This is a genomic window from Thermohalobaculum sp. (assembly GCF_058622915.1).
Genome location: NZ_JBZSYN010000203.1, coordinates 1 through 2,640, shown reverse-complemented (window position 1 = coordinate 2,640; position 2,640 = coordinate 1). Strand labels below are relative to the sequence as shown.

Annotated in this window: 3 protein-coding genes; 2 read left to right on the top strand and 1 reads right to left on the bottom strand. The window is 70.8% G+C overall.

Annotated features, from left to right (window positions below; translation table 11 throughout):
• Both AC32QD_RS15900 and AC32QD_RS15895 read left to right on the top strand, forming a co-directional pair.
• On the top strand, positions 1–517 hold a 517-nt coding region (locus tag AC32QD_RS15900; protein ID WP_492011487.1), incomplete at its 5' end, for a class I SAM-dependent methyltransferase.
• Positions 514–1,713: an NAD(P)/FAD-dependent oxidoreductase gene (locus AC32QD_RS15895; RefSeq protein ID WP_492011486.1), complete on the top strand. Its 1,200-nt coding sequence runs from the start codon at positions 514–516 to the stop codon at positions 1,711–1,713. The genes AC32QD_RS15900 and AC32QD_RS15895, both read left to right, overlap by 4 nt.
• Positions 1,714–1,835: 122 nt before the next feature.
• On the opposite strand, the gene AC32QD_RS15890 is transcribed toward AC32QD_RS15895, so the two are convergent.
• Positions 1,836–2,135 carry a DUF6538 domain-containing protein gene (locus tag AC32QD_RS15890; RefSeq protein ID WP_492011485.1) on the bottom strand — a complete coding sequence of 100 codons (300 nt, stop codon included), beginning with the start codon at positions 2,133–2,135 and terminating at the stop codon, positions 1,836–1,838.
• Positions 2,136–2,640 lie beyond the last annotated feature (505 nt).

Below are 2,640 nucleotides of genomic sequence, written 5' to 3'. Positions count from 1 at the left end.
CGCGCTGGCGTTGCGGCTGGCGCGCCGGCTGGCGCCGCGCTGGCCTGGCGTCCGCCTCGTGCTGGTTGACCGCACGCCCGCGGTCGCCGACGCCACGCTCGCGGCGATCGCAGCCGCCGGCTGGCGGGCCGAGACGGCGGCCGCCGACGTGTTCGACTGGTGCGACCGCGCCGTGGCCGAGCCAGCCAGTGTCGTGGTCGCGAATCTGTTCCTCCATCATTTCGCCTGCGCGGCGCTGGGCCAGCTGTTCGCCCGGCTGGCCGCCCGTGGCGCCGTGGTCGCCGCGTGCGAGCCGCGCCGCGCCGCGATCGCCCTCGCCGGCAGCCGGCTGGTCGGCTTGATCGGCGGCAACCGGGTCACCCGCCACGACGCCGTGGTCAGCGTCCGCGCCGGCTTCACCGGCCGCGAGCTGTCCGCGCTGTGGCCGCAGGCGCCGGGCTGGACGCTCGAGGAGCGCGCCGCCGGCTGGTCGAGCCACCTGTTCGTTGCCCGGCCGGGACGGCGGGGGCGGCCGTGACCGACCGCTACGAGGTGGTGATCGTCGGCGCGGGCCCCGCGGGCGGCGCCCTGGCGGGGTTGCTGGCCCAGGCGGGCTGGTCGGTCGCGGTGGTCGAGAAGGCGGCCTTCCCGCGGCGCAAGGTGTGCGGCGAGTTCGTCTCGGCGGCGAGCCTGCCGGTCCTTGCCCGCCTGGGTCTCGCCGACGCCTTCGCTGCGGAGGCGGGCCCGGAGGTTCGCCGCGTCGGCCTGTTCGACGGTGCCGCACAGACATCCGCGCGGATGCCGGCCGCCGAGCCGGGACCTGCCTGGGGCCGCGCGCTCGGCCGCGACCGCCTCGACAGCCTGCTGCTGAACCGCGCCGCCGAGCTGGGCGCCGCGGTGCTGCAGCCCTGGGCGGTCACCGACCTGGCGCGGACGGGCGACGGCTGGGCCTGCTCCGTCCGCGCCGCCGACGGAACCGTCTGCACGCTGCGGGCCCCGTTCGCGGTCGCCGCGCACGGCTCGTGGGAGCGCGGCGGCCTGCCGAGCTGGCCGCGGCACCGCGCACACCGGCCGGGCGACCTGTTCGGCTTCAAGTTCGTGTTCCGCGACGCCGACTTGCCGCCCGACCTGATGCCGATGCTCATCTTCCCCGGCGGCTATGGCGGCATGGTCGGGGTCGACGGCGGGCGGGTCGGCCTTTCCTGCTGCGTGCGCCGCGACCGCCTGGCGGCGCTGCGCCGCGACCGTCCCGGGCTGCGCGCCAGCGACGCGGTGCTCCGCCACATCCACGGTAGCGTGCGGGGCGTCGGCGCGGCGCTGAGCGGCGCCCGCCAGGACGGCGATGCGCTGTCGGCGGGGCCGATCCGGCCAGGCATCCGGACACGCGCGAGCGGCGGGCTGCTGCGGATTGGCAACGCCGCGGGTGAGGCGCACCCTATTGTCGCCGAGGGCATCGCGATGGCGATGCAGTCGGCCGTACTCCTGTTCGAGCGAATGCAGCGCCGCCAGGACGCGTTACGCTCGGGCGACGCCGCCGCGGCCTATCCCGGTCTGGCGCACAGCTACGGCTGCGCCTGGCTCGCTGCCTTCGGCCCGCGCATCGCCGCCGCGGCGGCTTTCGCGCAGCTCGCGCTGCGAGCGCCCCTAGGCGTCTCCATCGGGGGGGTCGTCTCGTTATGGCCCGGGGCGCTGACCGTCGGCGCCTTTCTCAGCGGTAAGACCAAGCGCGCGTGACGCCGCCGGGGCTTGTTACGTTAACGGACGTTGGGTGCGTCTCAACTTCAGCAGCAGGTGATTCAAATGGATGTCGTCGCTGCCGATGACCTGTGTCCTGCCCCCACGAACGATACCGAAGTTTAAGTTAGAGCCGCGCCGACTTGGACTTGCCCCCAACGTTGGACCAGCTCGACGGCCTCGGCCGAGGTCAGGTGCGGCGGGGCCGCGCCCTGGCCACAAGCGCCAGCGCCTGCCTCGGCGAAGCGCGCGTCCCACTGGACGTCGGCGACCCTGCACTTGGCCAGGGCTTCCTTCTTCTCCTTGGTCTTGAGCAAGTACTGGATGATCGACTTGCCGATGATCGGCGCGAGATCGTCGGGCACGCGGCGGCGGTAATAGCAGACCGCGCCACGGCGCATCAGGTGAGACTGTCCGTGCACGTTGGGCATCCCTTTGTGTACCACCTTTGTGGACCACAGGGAGCGCCAACCTATTGATCTAGCTTAGAAGTTAGAGACCACCACGGTTTAGGGGTGGAATGGTGGTGGAGGCAGTCTGGAGCGAACCTGTCTCTGCCCGATTTCCCTGATAAACAGGGAAAGAACAGCGAATTCTCTCGATTTCGACCCCGAATTGCAGCCCGCGCGCCCAGAAAGACACCCCAGTTCAGTGAGTTAGTTTCGATTTCCCTACGAGAGCTAACAGGGAAAATTTTTTGAGGAGCAGGGAAAGTGGAATCAGTAACAGGCAACCCGGGGTAAGCGTCCGCCGAGGACACGCTTGTTATCAGGCGGTTAGCTGCGGTCTTCCCTCCACGGCGAATTCTGTGTCTGTGGAGGAGCGATCGTGGCGAGGGTGGCGGCAAGCAAGCGGGCAGAGCTGGAGTCGTTCTGGCGTTCGCACCTGGAGGGCTGGCGTCGTAGCGACTTGAATCAACGGGAGTAT